The sequence below is a fragment of the Streptomyces sp. NBC_01669 genome, assembly GCF_026339735.1.
GTDB classification, from domain to species: domain Bacteria; phylum Actinomycetota; class Actinomycetes; order Streptomycetales; family Streptomycetaceae; genus Streptomyces; species Streptomyces yanii.
In genome coordinates, this window is sequence record NZ_JAPEQG010000001.1 from 4060658 (window position 1) to 4078633 (window position 17976).

A 17976-nucleotide genomic window follows, 5' to 3' on the forward strand; every position below is an offset into this window, starting at 1 on the left:
ACGGATCTACGGACCGGTTCAGCCTACGCCAGCCCCTCCCCGGGTCAGCTGCCGGACCGGGCGAGTGTGCCGTACGGAAGTCCCGCGCCCCGCTCCTCCGACCGGAAGCGGAGTGTGCCGTCCTGGGCCAGGGTGAAGGTCACGTCGGTCGTGGTGTCGGTGCAGAGCCCGGCGGTGCCGGGCCGGTCCGGGTCGGCGCGCTCCCGGAGCGTCAGTTCCTCGGCGGTGCCGGAGGAGAGCTCCGCGATGCTGTTGCAGCTGACGGTCACTCCGAGGGTGGAGAGGGTGGTGCTCATACGGACGACGTCCGTGCCCTTCTTCCCCTCGGTGAACACCGCGGTGAGGGTGCCGTGCGGCTGCCCGGTCGTCTTCTCGGTCAGCGGCCCCTTCCAGGTACCGACGAACGTCTTGGGCAGCGCGGTGACCTGGCCCGCACCGCGGGGATCCTCGCCCGCCGGGTCCGGCGACGCGCTGGAGGACGCGGCAGGGGGTTGGGCGACCCCGCCGTGCTCGGTGTCGCTGCCACCGCTGCCCGGCAGCAGGTCGAAGAGGAGGGCGCTGCCGACGGTCACGGCGGCGAGCGCGCCCGCCACGGCGAGGGCGACGGTGCAGCTGAGCCTGCGGCCGCGGCTCCGGTCGGGGAGGCCGGGTTCGGAGTCGGCGCCGACGGTGACGGAGAACCGGGAGTCGGGGGTACGGGGGCCGGGGAGCCCGCCCGAGTTGTGGTCCCCGGCCTCGGCCGACGGGAACGTCCGGGGCGGGTGGGTCGGCTCGATCGGCGGCCCGAACACTCCGAGCGCGCCGTTGCTGTCGGCCGAGCCGTGGGCGGTGAGGGAGGCGTTGCTGAACGGCACCGGTCCCGACTGCACGGGCCCGTCCTGCGGCTCCAGGTCCAGCAGCGCCACTGCCGAGCGGCTGACCTCACGCTCCAGCGGTCCGGGGAGCCAGCCCGCCGCCACCGCCACCGCCGCCCCGCCGGGTACCAGCCGCCTGGCGAGCTCCGTCGGGGTGGGCCGACGCGCCGGGTCCTTCGCCAGGCACGTGGCGATCACGTCCCGCAGCTCGCCCTCGATCTCACCCAGCTCCGGCTCCTCGTGCACCACCTTGTAGAGGAGCACCGCCGAGGAGTCGCCGAGGAAGGGGGCGTCGCCCGTCGCCGCGTACGCGAGCACCGCGCCGAGCGAGAAGACATCGGCGGCGCCCGAGATCTCCAGACCCCGGATCTGCTCCGGTGCCATGTAGCCGGGCGAGCCGACCGAGACCCCGGTGGAGGTGAGCGAGGCGGTGGCGTCGATCGCGCGGGCGATGCCGAAGTCGATGAGGCGGGGGCCGTCCAGGGCGAGCAGGACATTGGACGGCTTCACGTCGCGGTGGATGAGCCCCTGCCCGTGCACGGCGGCCAGTGCCTCCGCGAGTCCGGCGCCCAGGGTCCGTACCGCCTGCTCGGGCAGTGGCCCGTGCTCGGTGACGGCGGCCGACAGCGGGGGCCCGGCGACATAGCCGGTGGCGACCCACGGCACGGGTGCGTCCGGGTCGGCGTCCAGGACGGGCGCCGTCCACTGGGCGCCGATCCGCCGCGCCGCGTCGACCTCGCGCCGGAACCGGGCACGGAACTGTTCGTCGAGTGCGAAGTGCGGATGGACGACCTTGACCGCGACGGTGCGCCCGCCCGCGCTGCGTCCCAGATAGACCCGGCCCATGCCGCCCGCACCGAGTCTGCCGAGCAGCCGGTAGGCACCGATGGTGAGCGGTTCGCCGGCTTCCAGCGGCTGCATATGGACTCCCCCTGTGGACCGGCCGGACCTCCGACCGAAGCCTAGGGGCCGGAGGTCGTGTGATCACAGAGAAACCATCGGCCGATTTCGCCCCTATGGGAACGAACCGCGGTTTTCGACACGGTAAAAGGCGCGAATGAATCGTTCACTCGATCGAATCCGGGACTCGACCCGGACTCACCCCGTACCCCGTCCTCTATTCGGGATAGGACGGACGAGCTGTCCGGCCGCCGCATTCGCGGCATTCGCCGGAAAGGAATCCGCGGGGCGGTGCGATAAACAGCCCTGGAGGGAACGGGGAAGCCAGAAGAAGGTTCAGCATTCACCTATTGCCCGGGCCCATTCCCCCCGCGCAGCGGCCGGTGCCGGATCAGTGGTCGAGCAGCTCGACGTTCACGTCCACCGGGAAACCGGTCGTCGCCCCGGTCCGGCGGGCGAACTCACGTACGCCCGACAGCTGGTCCGGACCGAAGCGGAAGTCCAGCGTCGTGAAGTACCGCTCCAGCAGCTCCGCGTCGAAGACCTCCCACCGCGCCGCCGTCTCGGCGACCTTGGTGACCTCTTCCAGCGACAGGTCCCGCGAGGCGAGGAACGCCCGGTGCACCTCCTCCACCACGGCCGGGTGCGCGGCCAGATAGTCCTTGCGGGCCGCCCAGACCGCGAAGACGAACGGCAGCCCCGTCCACTCCTTCCACATCTGCCCCAGGTCGTGGACCTGCAGGCCGAGGCGCGGCGCGTCGTGCAGCGAGGCGCGCAACGCGGCGTCGCCGATCAGCACGGCGGCGTCCGCCTCCTGCATCATCAGGCCGAGGTCGGGTGGGCAGGTGTAGTAGTCGGGCGTCACCTCGTACCGTTCGGCGAGCAGCAGCTGAGCGAGGCGTACGGAGGTGCGCGAGGTCGAACCGAGTGCCACCCGGGCCCCGTCGAGCTGCTCCAGGGGCAGCTGCGACACGATCACGCACGACATGACGGGCCCGTCGCAGCCGACCGCGATATCGGGGAAGGCGACGAGCTGATCGGCGTTGCGCAGGTACTCGACGAGGGTGATGGGGCCGATGTCGAGGTCACCGCGTACCAGCTGCTCGCTGAGCTTCTCCGGGGTGTCCTTCGACAGCTCCAGGTCGAGCAGGGTTCCGGTCCGTGCCAGGCCCCAGTAGAGAGGGAGGCAGTTCAGGAACTGGATGTGGCCGACGCGCGGCCTGCTGCGACGGTCGTCGCCTGCTGCGGGGGAGACGGTTGAATTGTCCACATCGCGAGGCTAGACCCGTGCGGGCATCCCGCCGCCACCGGGGCTCGGGGGCGCGCCCGGTCCCACCCCTCCGTGCCTGCCGGTCCCGCGCCCCGGTGTGCCTGCGCGGCCACCTTCGCGCCACCCGAACGACACCCCTGAGCCGCCTTCCGACCGCTATCCCCGTCAGCCTCTCGGCAGGGCAATCAAACATCCGGGTGAAGTGATCTTTCCCTCTACCGTTCCGCACACGCTGCGTGCTAGGCTCGACGCAAGTTGCAGTTTGGTTTCCCTTGCAGTACAGAGCCTGCGGAGCATGTAACCCGCAGGCTTTTGTAGTTTTCAGACTTCTTTGCAGGTTCTGGAGCAGGGCAACCCTTTGGCCCAAGGAGGGCTTATGGCTACCGGAACCGTCAAGTGGTTCAACGCTGAAAAGGGCTTCGGCTTCATCGCCCAGGACGGCGGCGGCCCGGATGTCTTCGTCCACTACTCCGCGATCAACGCGTCCGGGTTCCGCTCCCTCGAGGAGAACCAGGTCGTGAACTTCGACGTCACTCAGGGGCCGAAGGGCCCGCAGGCTGAGAACGTCAGCCCGGCCTAGTTGCCCGGGTCGGCCGATCGCGGCCGGCATGCAGTACCCAAGGAGCCCCGCTCCCCCGCCTCGGCGGAGGAGCGGGGCTCCTGCCTTGTGGTGGCCCGCCCGCCCCGGTGCCGTCGCGGACGGGAGCTTGACCTTGACACCGTGTGAGGGCGTGCACTGGGAGACATCATGTTCACCATCGGAGACTTCGCCAGGTACGGGCGGGTGTCGGCCCGGATGCTGCGTCACTACGACGCCATCGGACTCCTGCCTCCCGACCGCACCGACCCCGCGACCGGCTACCGCTTCTACGGTGCCGCTCAGCTCGCCCGCCTCAACCGCATCATCGCTCTCAAGGATCTCGGCTTCACGCTCCAGCAGGTGCAGGCCGTCCTCGACGAACAGGTCGGACCCGAGGAGCTCCGCGGAATGCTGCGCCTGCGGCAGGCGGAGCTGGAGGCGGCCATGGCCGCGGCGGCGGCGCGGCTGGCGCAGGTCGAGGCGAGGCTCCGGTCGATCGAGAGCGAGGGGCACATGCCCACGGACGACGTCGTGATCAAGAACGTTCCCGCGGTACGGGTGGCGGAGCTGACGGGGACCGCGGCCGGCTACGAGCCGCAGGCCATCACTCCGGTGATCGGACCGCTGTACGACCGGCTGTTCCCGCTGCTGGAGGCGGCCGGAATCAGTCCCACCGGCCCGGGCATCGCGCGCTACGAGGACGCCCCGGCGGGCGACGGCGCGATCACCGTGCACGCGGGGGTGACGGTCTCCGCCCCGGTCGGCCCGGTCGGTGACACCGGCGTCACGGTGGTCGACCTGCCCGCGTTCGAGGCGGCGACCATCGTCCACCGCGGTTCGATGGACGGGGTCCTCACCACCGAGCAGACGCTGGCCCGCTGGCTGGACACCAACGGATACCGGTCACTGGGGTACACCCGGGAGATCAACCTGGAGTGCCCGGAGGACAAGGACAAGTGGGTGACGGAGCTCCAGGAGCCGGTGACCAGGGCCTGACCACGTCCCGCGGGGTCCGCCGTGGTGCGGCGGGCCCCGCGCCGCACCACCCGCCGGCGACGCCTATGCGCTCACGCCCCCGGCCCCGCCCACAGCCCCTCGTCCGTGAGCCCCAGCAGATCGATGGCGTTGCGGCGCACGATCCGGTCCACCACGTCCGGGTCCAGGTGCCCCATCTGCGCCTCGCCGACCTCGCGCGACTTGGGCCAGGTCGAGTCCGAGTGCGGGTAGTCGGTCTCGTACAGGACGTTTCCGACGCCGATCGCGTCCAGGTTCTTCAGCCCGAACGCGTCATCGAAGAAACACCCGTACACATGCTCGGCGAAGAGCTCCGACGGCGGCCGGTGCACCTTGTCGGCGACACCGCCCCAGGCCCGGTTCTCCTCCCAGACCACGTCGGCCCGTTCCAGAATGTAGGGGATCCAGCCGATCTGGCCCTCCGCGTACATGATCCGGAGGTTCGGGAACCGTTCGAACTTGCCGCTCATCAGCCAGTCGACCATCGAGAAGCAGCAGTTGGCGAAGGTGATGGTGGAGCCGACCGCGGGCGGGGCGTCGGCCGAGGTGGACGGCATCTTCGAGGACGAGCCGATGTGCATCGCGATCACGGTGCCCGTCTCGTCGCAGGCCCGCAGGAACGGATCCCACTCGTCCGTATGTATCGACGGGAGTCCGAGATGTGGGGGTATCTCGGAGAACGCGACGGCCCGCACCCCGCGCGCGGCGTTCCGCCGGACCTCGTCGGCGGCGAGCTGTGCGTCCCAGAGCGGGACGAGGGTCAGCGGGATCAGCCGGCCCTGCGCGTCGGGGCCGCACCACTCCTCCACCATCCAGTCGTTGTACGCGCGCACGCCGAGCAGCCCGAGTTCACGGTCCTTCGCCTCCGTGAACGTCTGGCCGCAGAACCGGGGGAAGGTCGGGAAACAGAGCGCGGACTGGACGTGGTTGATGTCCATGTCGGCGAGCCGGTCCGGGACCGCGTACGAACCGGGGCGCATCTGCTCGTAGGTGATGACTTCGAGCTTGATCTCGTCCCGGTCGTAGCCGACGGAGGTGTCGAGCCGGGTGAGCGGCCGGTGCAGATCCTCGTACACCCACCAGTCGCCGATCGGCCCCTCGTCGCCCTTTGTGCCCATCACCGGTGCGAACCTGCCGCCCATGAAGGTCATTTCCTTCAGGGGGGCGCGGACGATGCGCGGGCCGCGGTCGAGGTACTTGGACGGGAGCCGGTCCCGCCAGACATGAGCGGGCTCCACCGTGTGGTCGTCCACCGAGATGATCTTCGGGAAGGTCTCCATATGCACCACGGTAGCGCCGATCTGACGCATCGTCAGCTCTCTTGACCGGGCCCTGGTTCCAAATCGTTGTCGAGGGCTTGTGCAGAGCGTCACCCACTGCTGACGTGTCCGCCCATAACAAGGCAGACTGTTGACCGCGATACCAGCGGTAGGCCGTCATCCGGATCCATCCGGACCACATCGGTGCAGCGGCGGTCATTCCGGGCAGAGACACCATCAGGATCAGCAGTACCAGCGGGATCAGCGCGACCGGCAGAACTGGCGGGGCGAGCAGGACAGGGGGCATCAATGGACCGTGACCACGGGCCACGCGTGCGCGTTCCGGAGCAGCGCGCTGCTCAGCAGCAGACGACCGGGACCGGCCTGCGGTTCGCCGTGCTCGGCCCCGTACGCGCCTGGCGCGACGACGAACCGCTGGCGTCCGGCTCGCCGCAGCAACGGGCCCTGCTGGTAGCGCTGCTGCTGCGCGACGGACGCACGGCCACCGCCGCCGAACTCATCGACGCCATCTGGGGCGACGAGCCCCCGTCACAGGCGCTCGCCGCCGTACGGACGTACGCGTCCCGGCTCCGCAAGATCCTCGACCCGTCCACGCTGATCAGCAACGCCGGCGGATACGCCATACGGACCCGGCCCGACGCGCTCGACCTCACGACGGCCCAGGAGTTGGCCGCCGACGCGGAGAAGGCGCGGGCGGGCGGGGACCGGTACCGGGCCCGCACCCTGCTCAACGAGGCGCTGGCGCTGTGGGACGGCGAAACGCTGGCCTCCGTCCCGGGCCCGTACGCCGAGAACCAGCGCACCAGGCTCGCCGAGTGGCGACTCCAGCTCACCGAGACCCGGCTCGACCTGGATCTGGAGGTCGGCTGCCACGCGGAGGCGGTCTCCGAACTCACCGCACTCACCGCGGCGCACCCGTTGCGGGAGCGGCTGCGCGAACTGCTGATGATCGCCCTGTACCGCAGCGGTCGTCAGGCGGAAGCGCTCGCGGTGTACGCCGACACGCGCCGGCTGCTCGCCGACGAACTGGGCGTCGACCCGCGCCCCGAGCTCTCGCAGCTCCAGCAGCGGATCCTGCAGGCCGACGAGGACCTGGCCCACCCGGCCGACGAGGCGGCACCCGCGCCCGCCGCCATCCGCCCGGCCCAACTCCCGGCGACAGTGCCGGACTTCACGGGCCGCGCATCCTTCGTAAGCGAACTGGGCGACCGACTGGCGACGGCGGAGGGTTCGGTCATGGCCGTGTCGGCGCTCGCGGGCATCGGCGGCGTCGGCAAGACGACGCTCGCCGTGCACGTCGCCCACCAGGCGCGCCCGCACTTCCCGGACGGCCAGCTCTACGTCGACCTGCAGGGCGCCGGCGCACGGGCGGCGGAGCCGGAGACGGTGCTCGGCGCGTTCCTGCGCGCCCTCGGCACCGCCGACTCGGCGATCCCCGACTCGTTGGACGAACGAGCGGCGCTGTACCGCTCCACGCTCGACGGCCGCCGCATCCTGGTCCTCCTGGACAACGCCCACGACGCGGCGCAGATCCGTCCCCTGCTGCCCGGCACGGCCGGCTGCGCGGCTCTGGTGACCAGCCGCGTCCGCATGGTCGACCTGGCGGGCGCGCACCTGGTGGACCTGGACGTGATGTCTCCCGAGGAGGCACTCCAGCTCTTCACCCGGATCGTCGGCGAGGAACGGGTCGGCTCGGAGCGCGAGGCGGCCCTGGACGTGGTAGCCGCGTGCGGCTTCCTCCCCCTGGCGATCCGCATCGCCGCCTCCCGCCTGGCCGCCCGCCGCACCTGGACGGTCTCGGTCCTCGCAGCCAAACTCGCGGACGAGCGGCGCCGGCTGGACGAGCTCCAGGCGGGCGACCTGGCGGTGAAGGCCACCTTCGAACTCGGCTACGGCCAGCTGGAACCGGCCCAGGCCCGCGCGTTCCGCCTGCTGGGCCTGGCGGACGGCCCGGACATCTCGCTGGCGGCAGCGGCGGCGCTGCTGAACCTGGAGGTGCATGCGGCGGAGGACGTACTGGAGTCCTTGGTCGACACGAGCCTGCTGGAATCGGCGGCGCCGGGGCGGTACCGCTACCACGACCTGGTGCGGCTCTACGCGCGAGCGTGCGCGGAGCGGGACGAACAGCCGCCGGAGGAGCGGGAGTTGGCACTGTCGCGACTGCTGGACTTCTATCTGGCCACGGCGGCGGGGGTGTATGCGCTGGAGCGGCCGGGGGACCGGCTGGTGGACCACCTGGAACCGACGCAGTACGAGGGCCTGTCGTTCGCGGACCGGCACTCGGCACTGGACTGGCTCTATGCAGAGGCCGGCACGCTTCTCGCCTGCGTACGCCAATCGTCCGGCCCCGGCACCTTGCGCCGAGCCGTGGACCTTCTCTGGGCATCGCTGGATCTGGGCGAATCCGGCGCCAACTCAAGACAGTACGAGACCATCGCCTTTGCCGTACGGGACGCTGCCCGCGCCTGCAACGACCAACGCACCGAGGTGCGTGCTCTGGTCACACTGGCCGATGTGCATCACACATCGGGGCGCTTCGACCAGGCCGAGCAGGAGGCGAAGGAGGTCATGCGGCTCGTCGAAGCCGACCTCGACCCGTTGCCCGGATGCTGGGCTCCGAACGCTCGCGGCATCATGGCGCTCTACCAGAGTCGCCACGACGACGGCGAGAGATATCTGACCCAGGCCATCGACAGCTTCCGCCAGATCCAGGACCGGCCGGGCGAGGCGAGCGCGCTGTGCAACTTGTCGCGCATTCACCTGGCCACGGGCCGCACCGGCAGTGCGGTGTCTCTGGCCGAACAGGGCATAGACATATACGACAGCCTGGGTCACGCCCTTCGGAGTGCCAACGGCCGCTATGCGCTCGGCATGGCCCTCACACAGAGCGGCCAGTTCACCGATGCGACAGAGAGACTTCTGGAAGCACTGGCCGTCTTCCGGGACAGCCGCCAACGCCTGTGGGAAGGGATGACACTCTTCAGGCTCGCCGAGGTCGATCTCGCTGCCGGATGCTCGGCCGATGCCGCGACCAAGGCCGAACAGGCCCTGACCGCGCTGCGAGGCATCGGTGGCGAATGGCGGAGGGGCAACGTGCTCACCGTGCTCGGGCGCGCCCTTGGGGAGATCGGGCAGTTCGGGCGCGCTCAGGTCTGCTGGCACGAGGCCCTGGCCATCTACGAGGAACTGGGTTCGCACGAGGCGGCCGATGTGCGCGCCCTGCTGTCCGCCGTTGCCACCGTGACGACTGCGTAGGGCGCCTGCCGGGGGCGTTCATCGTTCGTTTATCGCGACCCGGCATTCTTCTCTTAGTCGATCCGTCGCGTCGGGGGGCAGACGGGGCGACAGACGGCCGTGGCACTAGTGTGAGCGGCCCTGAAAGGCCCGTCCGGCGGTCCACGGGGGAACAGCCGGGCGGGCCTTGCCCACCCATCACGAAGAAATGCCAAGGGGAGCAGATCATCATGGCTGACACGACGAAAAAGGACCCGGAGATCAAGCCGCAGGACATGCACGCCACCGGTGGTGACGCCGACCAGATCACCACTCTGGACATGCACGCGACCGGCGGAACGATCAAGCCGCAGGACATGCACGCCACGGGCGGCACGGCCACGACCGACGACATGCACGCGACGTCGGAGCCCACGAACTAGTTCTTCTTTTCGGCGGGGGCACGGGGGAGCGGCCGCGGCGGCGCGGAGGGGGAGCCGTCGCGGCCGCTGCACGTCTGCGCGCCGGTTGACGCAATCGCGTCAACATTCAACCGCTTCGCGCCAACGGGGTTCCGCCATCGCCCCCTGTCACTAGCGTCACCTCACGCCCGGAAGCTCTCTTCTCCCACCGGAGTTGGAATGACCCGCACGAAGAAGACGCTCGTCGCCGCCGCATTCGCCGTGGCCCTGGGCCTCGGCTCGGCCACTCCAGCGCTGGCTGACCAGCACGCCACCGGCGACACCCCCGTCACCACACAGGACGCGCACGCCACCGTGGTGACCCCGCAGGACTCACACGCCAGCTGAGCCGCACCCGCACGCAAGAGGGCCCGAGCCAACCGCTCGGGCCCTCTCCGTGGACGAGATCCGTAACCTCCACGCGTCCTGAGCAGCCCTACCCCCGCCCCCGCAGCTCCCCCTTCACCACCTTCCCGCTCGCGTTCCGCGGCAGCTCCCCCACGAATTCCACCGCCCTCGGCACCTTGTAGTTCGCCATCTCGCGCCGGGACCAGGCGATCAGGTCGTCGGCCGTCAGCGTGGCGCCCGCCCGGCGGACCGCGTACGCCTTGCCGACCTCGCCGAGTCTCGGGTCCGGGATGCCGATCACCGCCACGTCCGCCACGTCCGGGTGCAGGCCCAGAAGCTGTTCGATCTCGGCCGGGTACGCATTGAAGCCGCCGACGATGAACATGTCCTTGATCCGGTCCGTGATGCGCAGATTGCCCGCCTCGTCGAGGACGCCGATGTCGCCGGTGCGGAGCCAGCCGTCCTCGGTGATCGTGGCCGCCGTGGTGTCCGGGTCCTCGAAGTAGCCCTGCATCACATGGAAGCCGCGGACCAGGACCTCGCCGGGGGTGCCGGGGTCCGCCAGGACGCGGATCTCCGTGCCGGGGATCGCGCGGCCCGAGGTGGAGGAGATCGTCTCGGGCGGGTCGCCCCTTCGGCACATCGTGACAATGCCGCTCGCCTCGGAGAGGCCGTATGCCGTGAGGACCGTCGCGATGCCCAGCTCCGTGCGCAGGCGTTCCACCAGCCGCAGGGGGACCACCGCCGCGCCCGTGACGACCAGGCGCAGGGCGGAGAGGTCGTGCGTCGCCCGCGCCGGGTGGTCCAGCAGCGACTGGTGGAGGTTGGGCGGGCCGGGGAGGACCGAGATGCGTTCGGCGGCGATGTTCGCGAGGACGGTGTCCACGTTGAACACCGGCTGCGGGATCATCGTCGCGCCCCGCATCAGGCACGCGATGATGCCCGCCTTGTAGCCGAACGTATGGAAGAAGGGGTTCACGATCAGATAGCGGTCCCCCTCACGCAGGCCGGCCAGCTCGCTCCAGATCGCGTAGCAGCGCAGGGTCTGGGCGTGGGTGATGACGGCGCCCTTGGGACGGCCCGTGGTGCCGGAGGTGTAGATGATGTCGGAGGGGTCGGTGGAGGCGATCGCGTCGACCCGTTGCCGTACCGCGGCAGGCGATATCCGCTCCCCCGCCGCCAGGAAGTCCTTCCAGGTGACGTAGGACTCGGGTGCCGTGTCCGCGAGCACCACCACCCTTTCCAGGTGCGGGAGTTCCGCCGCCGCGCGGCGCAGTGACGCCACGTACGACGTGCCCAGGAACGTGCCGGTGATGAAGAGCATTTTCGCCCGACTGCGTTCCAGGACGTACGCCGCCTCCGCACCCTTGAAGCGCGTGTTGAGGGGGACCAGGACCGCGCCCGCCGTGACGGCCCCGAGGGCGGAAACGATCCAGTCCAGGGTGTTCGGCGCCCAGACCGCGACCCGGTCCCCCGGCTCCACACCCGAAGCCATGCACGCGGCGGCGGCGCGTTCGACGCGGTCGCCGAGTTCGGCGTACGAGATCCGGGTGCGGCCCTCGACGACCGCCTCCCGGTCCCCGTACCGCTGCGCCGCCGCCCGCACCAGCCTCGGGATGCTGCCCCACTCCTCGTCGCCGCGCATCGCATGCCCTCCCACCGAACCGCAATAGCTGACTATCCGTCAGATTAGCTGTAGCCTCTGCCGCTGTCAGCAGTCATGACGATCGCGGAGGTGGCGCGTGGCGACGCTCAAAGACGTGACGGCGATAGCCGGGATCGGACAGACGGCCTTCGCGAAACAACTCCCTGAATCCGAGAAGACCTTGGCCTGCCGGGCCATCGTGGCGGCGCTCGACGACGCGGGCATCGCCGCGTCGGAGGTCGACGCGTTCGCCTCGTACACGATGGAGGAGACCGACGAGGTCGAGGTCGCCAAGGCGATCGGGGCCGGTGACGTCACCTTCTTCTCCAAGGTCGGCTACGGGGGCGGTGGTTCGTGCGCGACGATCGCGCATCTCGCCGCCGCCGTCGCCACCGGACAGGCGAGTGTCGGTGTCGCCTGGCGGTCGCGGAAGCGCGGCTCGGGGCCCCGGCCCTGGAAGAACACCACCGTTCAACTGCCCACCCCCGCCCAGTGGACCCGCCCGTACGGTCTGCTGCGCCCCGCCGACGAGATCGGCATGCTCGCGCGGCGGTACATGCACGAGTACGGGGCCACCCGCGACCATCTCTTCAACGTCGCGCTCGCCTGCCGCAACCGTGCCAACCAGAACCCGGACGCGGTGATGTACGAACGGCCCCTGACCCGCGACATGTATATGACCTCGCGCTGGATCAGCGAGCCGCTCTGTCTCTTCGACAACTGTCTGGAGACGGACGGCGCGCTGGCCTGCGTCGTCGTCTCCGCCGAGCGGGCCCGGGACTGCCGGCAGAAACCGGTCTACATCCACTCCGTCGCCCAGGGGCTCCCCACCCAGCACCACGGCATGGTCAATTACTGGAACGACGACCCGCTCACCGGACCCGCCTGGACGGCCGCCCGGCAGCTGTGGAAGCAGGCCGACTTCGGGCCGGACGATGTCGATGTCGCGCAGATCTACGACGCGTTCACCCCGCTCATCCCGCTCTCCCTGGAGGGTTACGGCTTCTGCGGGCGCGGTGAGGGCGCCGCGTTCACCGAGGGCGGGGCGCTGGAGAGCGGCGGCCGACTGCCGATCAACACCGGGGGCGGCGGGCTGAGCGAGGCGTATGTGCACGGCTTCAACCTCATCAACGAAGGGGTGAAGCAGCTGCGCGGGATCTCCACCGCGCAGGTTCCGGACGCCGTCACCTGCCTGGTCACCGCCGGCGAGGGCGTGCCGACCTCCGCCGTACTGCTGAGGAGTTGAGAGCACCATGGATTCGCTGCTGCTGCCCGTCGTCGACGAGGACGGCGCGCCCTTCTGGGAGTACACCGCCCGGGGCGAACTCCGCGTCCAGGCGTGCGCCGCCCCCGCGTGCGGCGCCCTCCGTTTCCCGCCGCGGCCCTGCTGCCCGCACTGCCAGTCCTTCCAGAGCGAGTGGCGGGCGATGAGCGGCCGCGGCCGGATCTGGTCGTACGTGCTGCCGCATCCGCCGCTGCTCCCCGCGTACGCCGCGCAGGCCCCGTACAACGCGGTCGTCGTCGAACTCGCCGAAGCTCCGCACATCCGGCTGGTCGGCAATGTGGTCAGCGGCCCCGACGCTCCCCTCAACTCGGTCGATCCGGCGCGGCTGCGGATCGGGGCACCGGTGAGGGCGGTCTTCGCGCCCGTGAGCCCGGAGCTGACCGTGGTCCGCTGGCTGCTGGAACGGTGAGCGGACGACGATGACGCTGCGGACGGAGACCGACAAGGAGACCGGGGTCGCGGTCGTCACCCTCGACCGGCCGGAGAAGCTGAACGCGATCGACCTGGCAACGGCGGACGAACTCGCCGCCGCATGGCGGGCGTTCCGTTTCGACGACGGGGTGCGGGCCGTCGTCGTCACCGGTGCGGGCGGGCGCGCCTTCTGTACGGGGATCGACCGCGGCGTGGAGGTGCCGCAGCCCTCGTCCCCGTACACGATCGACGATCCGCTGCTCGCGATCGGGCCGAAGGTGAACGCCCTGTGGAAGCCGGTGATCGCCGCCGTGGAGGGGATGGCGTGCGGCGGGGCGTTCTATCTGTTGGGCGAGGCGGAGTTCGTCATCGCGTCGGAGGAGGCGACGTTCTTCGACCCGCATACGACGTACGGCATGGTCAGCGCGTACGAGGCGATTCACATGGCGCAGCGGATGCCGTTCGGGGAGGTCGCCCGGATGTCCCTGATGGGTACGGCCGAACGGGTGTCGGCCCGTCGTGCGTACGAGACCGGGCTGGTCAGCGAGGTGACGGCGCCCGGCGGCGCGGTGGAGGCGGCGGTGCGGGCGGCGGCCGTCATCGCGTCGTACCCGACCGCGGCGGTGCAGGGAACGGTGCGGGCGGTGTGGTCCGCCAAGGAAGCGGCGCGCACCCAGGCGCTGGCCCACGCCCCGCACCTGATCGCGCTCGGAAACCTGCCGGTGGAACGGCAGGGGGAGCTGTTCAAGGGGCGGGGGCGGGGCAGCGGGGAGTTCCGGCTGCGGTGAGCCGGAGCCCCCGTCAGCAGCGGTCAGTGGCTGAGTTCGGCCTCGGCCCGGCACTTCTTCACCCGGGACACCTTGCTCGGGCTGTCCATCCGCACGGAGACGGTCGCGCTGTCGACGTCCGTCAGCTCCACGTTCGCCTCGCCGGTGTCGACGGTGTTGCCGAGCGCGTCGAGAAAGGTGACATCGACCTTGTACACATGCGTGCCGAGCTCGCTCGAGCTGACGCGGACAGTGGAGGACGTCACGGCCCGCCGCTTGCCCTTGCGGGGCTGGGCGCAGCGGATCACGGTCACCTGGGGCGCGTCGGTCGCCGTGGCGCCGGGGGTCGCGGTCTCGTAGGTGGAGCCGCCGGACGAGCTGCTCGACGAGTCGTCGTAGTCATCGTCGTCGTAGTCGTTGTGGTGGTAGCTGCCGTTGCTCTTCTTGGAGTTGGAGCAGCCGCCGCCGCTGCTGCTGCTGCTCGAACCGCGGCTCTTGCTGCCTCGGCTCTTGCCGCCGTGGCTCGAGGTCGAGAAGCCGGTGAGTGCGAGCACCACCACCACCAGGACCGCCGAGAGTTTCAGATGCTGCCGCATCATCGATGCAGCCCCCCTTGTGTGTTGTCATGTTGCTGTCGAACGACCGCGCGACACCGTAACGCATGGCGCGCGGGGAAGGGCCGTCCGGCCGGTGCGCCCCTGGTGGCGGGGGTCAGGGGCCCGGCGTAGCGTCGAGGCCGAGAGCGGTGCTGATGCGCGATGCCGGTCCGCACGACCGCAGGAGGCCGATGATGATCCGCAACATCCTCGGCTCGATCGTCGCTCTCGCAGGAGCGGCGGCCGCCGTGCTGAGCCCCTTCCGTGACTGGTACGACGGCCGCCTCGGGCGGCAGTACCGGATCGCGGACCTCTTCAACGGCATCAGCGGTGCGCGGCCGGGACTGTGGGAGTCGGTCTGGCTGCCGCTTCTCTTCGCTGCGGCCGTGACGGTGGTGGGTGTGGTGCTCCGGTCCCGGCTGCTGGTCGCGTGCGCGGGGGTCGTCGTCCTCGGCTTCACTGTGCTGTGGATGGTGCGGCAGGAGCAGGCGACCGGGAGTCTGACGGTGGCGGCGGACGGGTCCGGGCTGCAGGTGGGGGTGGCGACCGCCGTGGTGGGCGGAGCACTGATGCTGGTGGGGGCTGCGGTGATGTCGGGGCGGCGGGGTCGGCGCGGGCATCCTGGGCGCGTGGACCGGCCCCAGCCCTACCCGGCGCCGGGGTCGGACGATCCGGACACGTGGCCGCCGACGCAGGAGCCGGGGCCATCGGTGCAGACGAGTCCCCTGCCGGAGCCCGAGGCGGATCCGTACACGGGCCCCGAGGCCCAGGACCCGCGCCGCCCGCCGGGCCGGTCGAGCCCGTCCGGCGATTGAGGACACAGCGACTCCGGGCGAGCCCGGTGAACGCCTACGCCCGTGCCCGGTTCCCCGTGCCCGTCCCCTTCAGCGCGTCCAGCGCGTACACGCAGCGGTCCTTGCTGCACGCGTACACCACGCCCCCCTTCGCCACCGGCGACCCCGTGATCTCGCCGCCCGTCGCAAGCTTCCAGCGCAGCTGGCCGCCTGCCGCGTCCAGCGTGTACAGCACGTGGTCCGCGGAGCCGAAGTGGACGCGGCCGTCCGCGACGACCGGCGCGCCGACGACCTCGCCGCCCGCGGCGAACCGCCATTTCGGGGTACCCGTCACCGCGTCCAGCGTGTACAGCGCACTGCCGCTGCCGACGTGGACATTGCCCGCCGTGACCAGTACCGGTTCGATCGACTGGCGCGCCTCCGTCGCGATGCGCCACCGGTCCTTGCCGGTCGTCGCGTCGAGTGCGTACACCGTGCCGAGGTAGTCGGCGAGGTACACCCCGCCGCCGGTGACCGCGGGCCCCGGCGCGAACGCGGGCGGGGACAGGAAGACCGCAGGCGACTCGAAGTGCCACCGCACCAGCCCCGACGCGATGTCCACCGCGAGGACCCGGGTGCCCGCGGCGACGTACACGTAGCCGTCCGCGGCGGCCGTCACCCGTACCGGCACTCCCCCGCAGGACGCCGCGTCACCGATCGGGTACGACCAGCGCTCGATGCCCGTACGGGCGTCCACCGCGCGCAGCCGGGCGTCCTGCCACAGGTACACCGTGCCGTCGTGGATCGCGGGCCCGGCCTCGGCCGTCTCGAAGTCGGTCTGTACGCCTCCGGTCTCCCACAGCTTCTCGCCGGTGGACGCTTCCCACGCCTGCACGCCGCCACCGCGCGTGCCGGTGACAACGGTGCCCCGGTCGGCCTTGAGCGAGTACACCCAGGCGTCGGTCTGCAGCCGCCACCGTTCGGCGCCGGTCAGCGCGTCCAGGGCGTACAGCGAAGGGCCGTCGGAGCCATGGATGCGGCCGCCGTCGAGCGTCATCGACCAGGCGACGTCACGGGTCTTGAACTGGCGCCGCCCGTTGCCCACGTCCAGCGCGTGCACCTCGAACGACGTCACGTACAGCAGGTCCCCGGCGACGACCGGCGTGCCCCATACGTCGTTCGACATCCGGAACCGCCAGGGCCGCCAACGGTCCGGCTCCGCCGGCGGCGCATCGGGGGCGTGCGCCGGAGCGGGCAGCGGGGCGGCGGCCGGGGCCGCGCCGTTCAGCCCGGCGGGCGGGCGCACCCACCCGGTCGCGGGACCCGCCTCCGCGCCGGCCATCGCGCGCACGTCCACGGCACGCGGCCCGGGTCCGATCGGCACCTTCGCCCCGGGCAGCCGCACCGGACCGCCCCCGTCCGACCCCGCCGCCCGAACAGGTGCAGGGGCGGGGGACGGCGATCTCAGGTCCGCGCCGCTGCGCCACGCCGACTCCCAGTCCGCGCCCCTCGGCGGCTGCTGGGGCGGCGGCGGCGCCGGAGCGGGAGCCGGGGCGGGAGCCGGGGCGGCGGGTGCCGCCGTGCGCCCCCCACCTCGGCGCTGCTCGATCATCTCCGTGGCGGACATCGGCAGCCAGGCCGACGCCGTACCGCTGTCGTCGCTGCCGGAGGCGAAGAGGTGCGGGGCGAGCTGGGCCTGCAGATCGGCCGGGCTGGGCCGCAGCCCGGCGTCCATCTGCATGCAGGACTCGATCAGCGGCCGCAGGTCGTCGGGCAACCCCTCCACATCGGGGCCCTCCCGCAGCAGCATGAAAACCGTCTCGACCGGGTTCGCCCCGTGGAACGGCGCATGCCCGGTGGCGGCGAAGACGAGCGTCGAGCCGAGCGAGAACACATCGCTCGCGCCCGTGACACTGCGCGAGTCCCTGGCCTGCTCCGGCGACATGTACGCGGGGGTGCCGACCGCCACGTTGGTCATGGTCAGCCGGGTGTTGGAGACCCCGGACGCGATCCCGAAGTCGATCACGCGCGGACCGTCCTCGACCACCAGCACGTTCGACGGCTTGAGGTCGCGGTGGACCAGCCCCGCGCCATGGATGGACTGGAGCGCCTCGGCGATCCCCGCGGCCAGCCACCGCACCGCCTGGGTCGGCATCGGGCCGCACTCATTCACTATTTCCTCGAGCGAGGGAGCGGGCACGTACGCGGTGGCGAGCCACGGCACGGCCGCGCGCGGGTCGGCGTCCACCACGGCGGCCGTGTAGAAGCCGCTGACCGCGCGGGCGGCCTCCACCTCACGCGTGAAACGGACCCGGAAGAGCTGATCCTCGGCGAGCTCCGTACGTACGGTCTTGATCGCCACCCGTCGGCCGGACGCCGAGCGGGCGAGATAGACCAGCCCCATGCCGCCGGCCCCGAGCCGTCCCAGCACCTCGAACGGGCCGATCCGCCTCGGGTCGTGCTGCGTCAGCTGCTCCACCACTTGCCTGCCACCTCCCCGTACGGACCTCAGGAACAGAAGTCCGCGAAAAACCCGCCCTGTGCAGCGTCTCACCACTGGGCACCACCCGGCGGTGCGC

Annotated in this window: 15 protein-coding genes; 9 read left to right on the top strand and 6 right to left on the bottom strand. The window is 71.1% G+C overall.

Annotation, left to right across the window (positions count from 1 at the left end; translation table 11 throughout):
- Positions 1–44 precede the first annotated feature (44 nt).
- Together OG972_RS18000 and OG972_RS18005 are read right to left on the bottom strand one after the other, a co-directional pair.
- Positions 45–1775 carry a serine/threonine-protein kinase gene (locus OG972_RS18000; protein WP_266982741.1) on the bottom strand — a complete coding sequence of 577 codons (1731 nt, stop codon included), beginning with the start codon at positions 1773–1775 and terminating at the stop codon, positions 45–47.
- Positions 1776–2145: 370 nt separating this feature from the next.
- On the bottom strand, positions 2146–3024 hold the full coding sequence (locus tag OG972_RS18005) for a menaquinone biosynthetic enzyme MqnA/MqnD family protein (RefSeq protein WP_037693090.1): 879 nt from the start codon (positions 3022–3024) through the stop codon (positions 2146–2148).
- Positions 3025–3400: 376 nt separating this feature from the next.
- On the opposite strand from OG972_RS18005, the gene OG972_RS18010 reads away from it, so the two are divergent.
- Together OG972_RS18010 and OG972_RS18015 are read left to right on the top strand one after the other, a co-directional pair.
- Positions 3401–3604 (top strand): cold-shock protein, encoded by a 204-nt coding sequence (locus OG972_RS18010; RefSeq protein ID WP_037693088.1) that lies wholly within the window; start codon positions 3401–3403, stop codon positions 3602–3604.
- 168 nt (positions 3605–3772) lie between these two features.
- Complete coding sequence (locus OG972_RS18015) at positions 3773–4600, top strand: MerR family transcriptional regulator (RefSeq protein WP_266982745.1); 828 nt, start codon at positions 3773–3775, stop codon at positions 4598–4600.
- 71 nt (positions 4601–4671) lie between these two features.
- Here the strand turns inward: OG972_RS18015 and OG972_RS18020 are convergent, their stop codons facing one another.
- Complete coding sequence (locus tag OG972_RS18020; protein WP_266982747.1) at positions 4672–5898, bottom strand: amidohydrolase family protein; 1227 nt, start codon at positions 5896–5898, stop codon at positions 4672–4674.
- A gap of 288 nt (positions 5899–6186) precedes the next feature.
- Between OG972_RS18020 and OG972_RS18025 the strand changes: the two genes are divergently transcribed.
- From OG972_RS18025 to OG972_RS18035, 3 genes are all read left to right on the top strand, one after another.
- Entirely contained in the window at positions 6187–9153 is a 2967-nt protein-coding gene (locus tag OG972_RS18025) for an AfsR/SARP family transcriptional regulator (RefSeq protein WP_266982749.1), read from the top strand.
- Positions 9154–9362: 209 nt separating this feature from the next.
- Positions 9363–9554: a hypothetical protein gene (locus tag OG972_RS18030; protein WP_266982751.1), complete on the top strand. Its 192-nt coding sequence runs from the start codon at positions 9363–9365 to the stop codon at positions 9552–9554.
- Between the two features lie 198 nt (positions 9555–9752).
- A complete protein-coding gene (locus OG972_RS18035; RefSeq protein ID WP_266982753.1) occupies positions 9753–9920 on the top strand; it encodes a hypothetical protein in 168 nt (55 codons plus the stop codon).
- Positions 9921–10008: 88 nt separating this feature from the next.
- Here OG972_RS18035 and OG972_RS18040 read toward each other — a convergent pair whose 3' ends face one another.
- Complete coding sequence (locus OG972_RS18040) at positions 10009–11565, bottom strand: FadD3 family acyl-CoA ligase (RefSeq protein WP_266982755.1); 1557 nt, start codon at positions 11563–11565, stop codon at positions 10009–10011.
- Between the two features lie 97 nt (positions 11566–11662).
- Here OG972_RS18040 and OG972_RS18045 point away from each other — a divergent pair, with 97 nt between their 5' ends.
- Genes OG972_RS18045 through OG972_RS18055 form a run of 3 tightly spaced genes read left to right on the top strand, consistent with a single transcriptional unit; the run spans position 11663 to position 14049 of the window.
- Positions 11663–12811 carry a lipid-transfer protein gene (locus OG972_RS18045; protein WP_266982757.1) on the top strand — a complete coding sequence of 383 codons (1149 nt, stop codon included), beginning with the start codon at positions 11663–11665 and terminating at the stop codon, positions 12809–12811.
- A 7-nt stretch (positions 12812–12818) separates the two neighbouring features.
- Complete coding sequence (locus OG972_RS18050) at positions 12819–13259, top strand: Zn-ribbon domain-containing OB-fold protein (protein WP_266982759.1); 441 nt, start codon at positions 12819–12821, stop codon at positions 13257–13259.
- 10 nt (positions 13260–13269) lie between these two features.
- The gene (locus tag OG972_RS18055) at positions 13270–14049 is read left to right on the top strand and encodes an enoyl-CoA hydratase/isomerase family protein (RefSeq protein ID WP_266982761.1); all 780 of its coding nucleotides are present in this window, start codon (positions 13270–13272) and stop codon (positions 14047–14049) included.
- A 23-nt stretch (positions 14050–14072) separates the two neighbouring features.
- On the opposite strand, the gene OG972_RS18060 is transcribed toward OG972_RS18055, so the two are convergent.
- Positions 14073–14627, bottom strand: a complete 555-nt coding sequence (locus OG972_RS18060; RefSeq protein WP_266982763.1) for a hypothetical protein — start codon at positions 14625–14627, stop codon at positions 14073–14075.
- Between the two features lie 191 nt (positions 14628–14818).
- On the opposite strand from OG972_RS18060, the gene OG972_RS18065 reads away from it, so the two are divergent.
- Positions 14819–15439 carry a hypothetical protein gene (locus OG972_RS18065; protein WP_266990548.1) on the top strand — a complete coding sequence of 207 codons (621 nt, stop codon included), beginning with the start codon at positions 14819–14821 and terminating at the stop codon, positions 15437–15439.
- Between the two features lie 34 nt (positions 15440–15473).
- Here OG972_RS18065 and OG972_RS18070 read toward each other — a convergent pair whose 3' ends face one another.
- Positions 15474–17879, bottom strand: coding sequence for a PQQ-binding-like beta-propeller repeat protein (locus OG972_RS18070; protein ID WP_266982765.1), 2406 nt, complete (start codon positions 17877–17879; stop codon positions 15474–15476).
- Positions 17880–17976 lie beyond the last annotated feature (97 nt).